At 68.5% G+C, this 6725-nt stretch carries 5 protein-coding genes; 2 read left to right on the forward strand and 3 right to left on the reverse strand.

Features of this window, described 5'->3' with window-relative positions; translation table 11 throughout:
* Positions 1-290: 290 nt before the first annotated feature.
* Positions 291-923, reverse strand: coding sequence for a putative glycolipid-binding domain-containing protein (locus VFA06_RS03155; protein WP_324838841.1), 633 nt, complete (start codon positions 921-923; stop codon positions 291-293).
* Here VFA06_RS03155 and VFA06_RS03160 point away from each other — a divergent pair.
* Both VFA06_RS03160 and VFA06_RS03165 read left to right on the forward strand, forming a co-directional pair.
* Entirely contained in the window at positions 903-2774 is a 1872-nt protein-coding gene (locus tag VFA06_RS03160) for a DUF4132 domain-containing protein (protein ID WP_324838842.1), read from the forward strand. The genes VFA06_RS03155 and VFA06_RS03160 overlap by 21 nt on opposite strands.
* A 67-nt stretch (positions 2775-2841) precedes the next feature.
* Entirely contained in the window at positions 2842-3561 is a 720-nt protein-coding gene (locus tag VFA06_RS03165; RefSeq protein ID WP_324838843.1) for a DUF4760 domain-containing protein, read from the forward strand.
* On the opposite strand, the gene VFA06_RS03170 is transcribed toward VFA06_RS03165, so the two are convergent.
* The gene (locus VFA06_RS03170; RefSeq protein ID WP_324838844.1) at positions 3455-4963 is read right to left on the reverse strand and encodes an MFS transporter; all 1509 of its coding nucleotides are present in this window, start codon (positions 4961-4963) and stop codon (positions 3455-3457) included. The two genes, VFA06_RS03165 and VFA06_RS03170, sit on opposite strands and share 107 nt — an antisense overlap.
* 154 nt (positions 4964-5117) lie before the next feature.
* The coding region (locus VFA06_RS03175) for a cytochrome P450 (protein ID WP_324838845.1) at positions 5118-6725 on the reverse strand (1608 nt) is incomplete at its 5' end.

The raw sequence follows: 6725 nt of genomic DNA on the forward strand, positions 1-6725 counted from the left end.
GCATCGTCACGGGGCTCTCGCTTCTCGCGCTCGTGGTGCCGCATGGCCGTAGTGCATACCGGTCGATGGGCTACGTGGAACAGAGGAAGCGAGGTTTTGTCGCTGCGGTGCTCTTCTGCGGTCTATCCACAGCCGTTGTCACGTGCTCGATTCTCTGGGTTAACTAAGAAGCTGTCCTGCATCTCTGATGTGAGGTGTCTCGCCTGGTGATCGTTCGGGTGGCGTGATGAAGGCTCCTGTTACTGGTGGTGTTCTCGACGCATCACATGATCAGAAGATGCGGGTAGATTCTAAGAGGAACTGCTGGGACGAGGTGAGCCAGGTCCGCCAATTCGCTGCTCGGCTGTCACCGTGGTCCCAGCGGGAATGCGGTGCGCCATTGTCGGGTAATCGATGACCAGTCCGTCCCGATCCACGGTCAGATCGCTGACAAACGTTCCCGACGCGTAGCGTACGCGTGCCGCGTCCTGAGTCAGCCCGAGGTGTGTATACGACTGCTGGGATGCGACCACGCGCAGCGTCGGCACCTGTACGAACGCCATGAGGAACCGATGCTCGCCAGGACCGTGCTGCAAGCCGTGTCGGATGATCGGCATGGTGTTGGTGACCGGCGAGCAGGCCAAGTCGCAGTCCAGCGCGCCGGCGAGGTCGGCGCGTGGCTGGCCATCCACGTTCCACGTCCCGCCGTCTCGCCGCAGGTCCAACTCGTACTGCGCGTTGGCGGTGGTAGCGGTGACCTGCAGTCGGGTGGTCGCGGCACGATCGTCGGTTTGCAACGTGTACGTCAGCCAGTACGGCTCGGGAAGCTGCCCGACGGTTCGGCCGGTGGCGCTGAGAATCATCCCGTCGAGGTTGAGCCAGGCGGCTTCGAATCCCGCCGTCTCGGTGACTTGCCAGACTAGATGCCGACCTTGTTCATCCATGGCTTGAGCGTAGCGGCGGTGCCGGGCGCCAGGGAGGATCGGTGTCCCGCACCGCCGGCTACGTGCGAGTCGCCGGGTGTGATGGACTGCGGTTTAGCGGCAGCAAGGCGGCTGATCTGCCGCGATGGATGCGCCGGATTGGCTGTGAGCAGCGCAGAGGTTCGGCGATATCGTCAGACCATGAGAATCCCGCGCTGGTTCGGCTCCGCGGCGCCGGACGAGGCGCGGCTTCGGCTGCCCGGTGCGGACGGCTGGGCGGCTTTCCTGGAGGCGAGGCTCTCCGAGCTTCAAATGCAGCGGCTTGATGCGCTCGAGCTTCAGACGGATCGCGGCGCGCGGCCATGGCAGGACCCTGATTGGCGGGAAGAGGTCGACCGGCACCGACACGACCTGCGGACCCTCGCGGCGCTGCAGCAGATGGTGGCTGCTCTGCGCGATGCGGTTCCGATCACCCCGCCTTCCTCGATCGGCGCGCAGCTGACCGATGCCCGGCCGCTGCTCGTGTGCGAAGTCAACACGGTGACCGCGGTGAACGCTCTGTGGGCTGCGGCGCGCTTCTCGACCGACCCGGACCGCACGGCCGATACGACTGGCGCGATCCTGCACAGAGTGCTGACAGAGCCTTGGTCCGTGGATTCGCCGCTGCTGCGCAACGCCTGTATCAGCATTCTCGGTGAGTTAGCCACTCCGCGCGCGATCGACGAGCTCATGAGTGCCGCCCGGCTGGCTCCTGCCAAACGTGTGAAGGCGCAGATCCTGCTCGCCCTTGACCGCATCGCGTCGGCTGACGCTCCGGAGGCCGACCGGATTGCCGAACTGCGCGTGCCGCGGCACGGCCTCGACAAGGACGCGAAGGTTTCCCTCGCCACCCGCGACCGCGCCGCCACGCTGGAACTCTTGCCGTCGGGCGACGTGCGCGTCGTCGAGGTCGTAGACGCCGGCACGCCGGGCGACGAGCACGCGCGGCACGCGGTGGAAAAGCGCGTCCGGGACATCGAGTCCACGTATGCCAGGGAACTAAATCGCGTCGAGGATCTGCTCTCCACCCAGCGCACTTGGCCGCTGGCGGACTGGAGCAAGCTCTATCTGGAACACCCGATCACCCGGGCCGTGGCCTGTCGGCTGGTATGGCGGCTGTATCCGGCTGAGGGGAGCGCGTGCGAGATCATCCCGGCGCTCGGCGGTGGGCTCCTGGCGGTGGACGGCCACAGTGCGACCGTGACGAATGCGATCTCTGCGACGGCTGTGACATCTGCGATGCCGGGTGGGCCAGAGGCCATGGTAGAGCTCTGGCATCCGGGTGCCGCTAGTGCGGCGTCGCTGGCCAGCTGGCGCCGGTACCTGCCGAACCTCCCGTCCGGCCAGCCGTTTCCGCAGATTGCCCGGTGGCACACCAAGAGGCCGCCGGATTACGACGGCTTGTTCGTGACCGACTACGCCGGCTGGGAGGCGGACTACGCGGCTTTCACGGCGACGGCTCGGGCCCGGCGCTGGCAATGGCGGCCCACCCCTTCGAACGCCCGGCCCCGCCCCGACGCCGACGACGTGCCCGGCGGTCTGTGCTTGCGTGAGTACGCCGAGGCCCAGCTGACCTGCGCACTCGAAGTGACTCTCGACGGCGAGACGGTTCGCTGCGGCCGCGCCCGATTCCATCGCCGACGCGACCGGCAGCGTCAACCGGTGCCGCTCGGCGTGGTGCCCTACCGGGTGTACAGCGAGGCCGTTCGGTGCCTCGCACTGCTGGCCGGCGCCGAACTCGCCGAGGATGAGATCCAGGACTTGCCGCCCGTGGCCGACGCCCTGGCGGACCGAGGCTCGGGGGTGACTGAGTCCGATCGGGGGAATGCTTAGCTTGGGATGGTCGGCCATCCCCGCACAGCACGAGGATCGTGTTAGCGCGCGCTCTGGGGGGAGCTCCATGCTGTGGAACGTCGTCGCCGTCGCGCTTTCCGCGCTCGCCTTGGCCTGCTCCACCTTCCTCGCGGTCCAGCAGTCGGTCTTGATGCGCCGGGCCAACCACATCCCCGCGTACATCGACCTGACGAGACAGTTTCGGTCCCTGCATTTCAACGACCACTACCGCTTCGTCGTTGAGCGACTTGCCGAATTCGATGCGCAGCTCGGGATATCCGGTCTGCCGGAAGAGGCGCGAGCGGCGGTGTACGACGTCGCAGGGCTCTTTCAAGGGATCGCCACCCTGCGCCTGCTCGATATCCTCGACAAGCGCATCGACGCGATGGTTCAGTACCGAACGCTTCGCATCTGGGCGGCGCTGGCCCCGTTCGTCGAGCGCGAACGCGAACTGCAGGGGACGCCGGGCAAATACCTGTGGCGGATCCTGGAGGAGTTCGCCGCCGATACTCAGCGCCTGTCCGACGACGCGGTCAATGCGATGATCAACAGGCACAGGCAATCCGGGTTGCGACGGCTCGTGCGTCGCGGTTCCTCGGCGGGCACGGCGAAGGCCGCCGGTCCGTCCGGGGAGAGCGGGCGGCCGGCGGCCTGGTTCGGCGACCGTTGGGGGAAGGCGGTCAGCCGATTTCGAGGGCGGGATCCGCTGCCGCGGCCACCGCGCCCTCTGCCTGGCCGGGGTTCGCAGCGCCCTGCTCGGATGCGCCGCCGAGGCCGCGGAAGGTGAAGAAGCCGTTGAGCATGCTCAGGCCGAGGAACACCGCCAGGACGATGAACGCCCGGCTCAGGCCGTGCACCAGCGCCGTCTGGTACGGCTGGCCGGCCTCGAGAAGGTGCGAGACGCGGCTGTTGAGCACCGTGACGCTGACCGCGATGCCGAAGCCCGCGCCGATCTGCGTCGACGCGTTGAGCAGCGCCGAGGTGGTGCCCGCGTCCTGCTCAGTAGCCTGAGACGTGCCGACGATCGGGGTCGGGATGAGGCACAGCACCAGGCCGAGGCCGAACAGCGCCGAGAGCGGCAGCATGAAGCGCGCGTAGCCGCCGTGCAGCGGGATGCCGATGGCCAGGGCCACCACCGCCACCAGCACGCCGGTACCGGCCAGGTACATCGTGCGCGGCCCGGTCTTCATGATCAGCTTCGGCGCGAAGCTCGCGAAGACCATGATGCCGATGCTGGTCGGCAACCAGGCCAGACCGGTCTTGAGCGGGCTGTAACCCTGCACCTCCTGCATGTACAGCGGCAGCATGAAGAACAGCGGCATCATCAGCGCGGCGGTCAGGAACTCGCCGAACCCGCCGGCCAGCACCGCGCGGGAACGGAACAGCCGCAGCGGAACCAGCGGCGCCTTGCTGCGGGCCTCGACGAACACGAAGGCGACCAGGAGCACCGCGGAGGAGGCGAAGCTGGCCACGGTCGCGGGCGCGGTCCAGCTGTGGATGCTGCTGTTGATGATCCCGTAGACCAGCAGCAGCAGGCCGCCGGTCGCGGTCAGCGCGCCGAGCAGGTCGGTCGACGGGCGCTTGCCGCTGGGCCGCGGGATGTGCACCCAGGCGAAGGTGCCGGCCGCGACGATCACGCCGATCGGCACGTTCAGCCAGAACGCCCAGCGCCAGTCGGCGTCGGCGATCGCGCCGCCCAGCAGGGTGCCCATGCTCGCCCCGACGCCGATGATCGTGCCCCAGACGCCGAAGGCCTTCTTTCGCTCATCGGGGTCTGGGAAGACGGTCACCACGATGGACAGCGAGGCCGGAGACAGCGCCGCCGCGGCCAGGCCCTGCACCGCGCGCGCCGCCAGCAGCTCGGCCTCGGTGTGCGAGAGGCCGGCCGCGAACGAGGCCGCGGTGAAGACCAGCAGGCCGATCAGGAAGATCTGCTTGCGGCCGATCACGTCCGCGAGCCGCCCGCCCAGCAGCAGCAGCCCGCCGAACAGCAGCACGTAGATGTTCATCACCCATTGCAGGCCGGTGGTGGAAAGGCCGATGGCCTCCTTCAGCCGCGGCCCCATCACGTTCACGATCGACCCGTCGATGGCGAGTACGAATTGCGCGAAGGACACGATGACGAGGATCCACCAGCGTCGCGGGTCCGCTGTGCCGGCGCGTGGCACCATGGCAGAGTCAGTAGTCACAGCTTCTCCTTTTCGGAAGACCGGCCGGGCGCCGGTCCCGCAGGTCGGGAGCGGTGTCGCCGCACCTCGCGCACGACGCTAGGCGGGGCGGCTTTAGTAGCGCTTAGGTCGCTTGGGGATGATTCGTCTTTCGCAACACGGGTCCCACTGGCGTTCACCAGGTGACGAGCAGGGTGCTGACACCGTGCACGAGGCGTCCGGTGGGGCGGCTGATCTCGGTGGCCGGCGAGGCCAGGCGCAGTGCGGGGAACCGGCGTAGCAGGGAGCTGAGAGCGATCCGGAGTTCCGCGCGGGCGAGACCGGACCCGAGGCAGTAGTGCGCCCCGTGCCCGAAGGTCAGATGCGGATTCGCCCCCCTGTCGGTATCCAGTCTATCGGCGTCAGGGTACTGAGCGCCATCCCTATTCGCGGAGCTGAGAGAGGGTAGGACGGCGGAGCCTGCCGGGATGAGCGTGCCGTCCAGGGGCACGTCCTCGAGCGTGATGCGCAGCAGCGCCTCGTCTCCCGGCGGGTACATCCGCAGCAGCTCCTCGACGGCGCGCTCGATTGTGTCCGGGTGCTGCAGCTCGGCTCGCAGTCCCTCGTGCTCATGCCGGGTGAGCAGCGCGAACACGCTGTTCGAGATCTGGTTCGCGGTGGTCTCGTGACCCGCCACCAGGAGGCTGATGCCGAGGAAGATCAGCTCCTCCTCGCTCAGTCGGCCCTCGTCCCCGTCGTGCACGGCGACGAGGGCGGAGAGCAGGTCGTCACCTGGGTCGTCACGCTTGCCGGCGACCAGGGCGGCCATGTAGTCGCGCAGGGCGACCTGCGCGGCGAGGATCTCGCCGGCGGGCAGCGCGGTCGTGGAGAGGAACGCCGCCGACCAGCCGGTGAACAGCTTGCGGTCCTCGAACGGAACGCCGAGCAGTTCGCAGATCACTGAGATGGGCAGCGGGAAGGAGAGGGCCGCGACGAGGTCGACGGGCGGTTCGGCCCGCTCCATCGCGTCGAGCAGGGCGTCGGTGTGCTCTTGGATGCGCGGGCGCAGCGCGGCGACGCGGCGGGCGGTGAACTCCCGCGAGACGAGCTTGCGCACCCGGGTGTGTTCTGGCGGATCCATGTTCAGCAGGCTCTTGAACTGCTGCGGGGCCGCGGAGATGCGCGGCGCGTCGGGGCGCGTGGTGGCCTCGCGGCTGAATCGGGGATCGGACAGGACGGTGCGCACGCCGTCGTAGCCCGCCACCAGGAAGGCGGGATCGCCGCTGGGCATGGTGACCTTGGCGACGGGGCAGCGCGACCGTAGCTCGGCGTATTCGGGGCTGGGGTCGAGAGCGGAGGGGCGGGTGAAGGGATAGGGGAGGCCGGGAGGGCAGGGCGCAGGTGGAGCGGGGGGCGGGAGCGTAGGGGTCAGGTGAAGGGTCTGATGGCCGGAGGCGACGGCGGACTGGAGACCGTAGTAGACGCCTGTCATGATGCGCCGCTTCAAGCGGTTACTGCGGTTCACGACGCGATATGCGGTCTTGCGCAGGACCACGCCGAGCGGCCGGGAAATGGCGAAGGCGCGTTCCTGGCGCAGCTGGATGTCGCGGGAGATCTTGACGGAGGGTTCGCGTTCGCGCTGGAAGGTCGCTGTAGCCTCGTCGAGCGCGGTAGCCGGATTCGGGGAGGCGAGGGCGCCGGCCACGAGGGGAGCGAGGGTCACGGCGTCGAGCAGGGCGTGATTGACGCCCTGGCCGAGGATCGGGGTGAGGGTGTGCGCCGCGTCGCCGATCAGCACCAGGCC

This window comes from Actinocrinis sp. (genome assembly GCF_035653575.1).
GTDB lineage: Bacteria > Actinomycetota > Actinomycetes > Streptomycetales > Catenulisporaceae > Actinocrinis.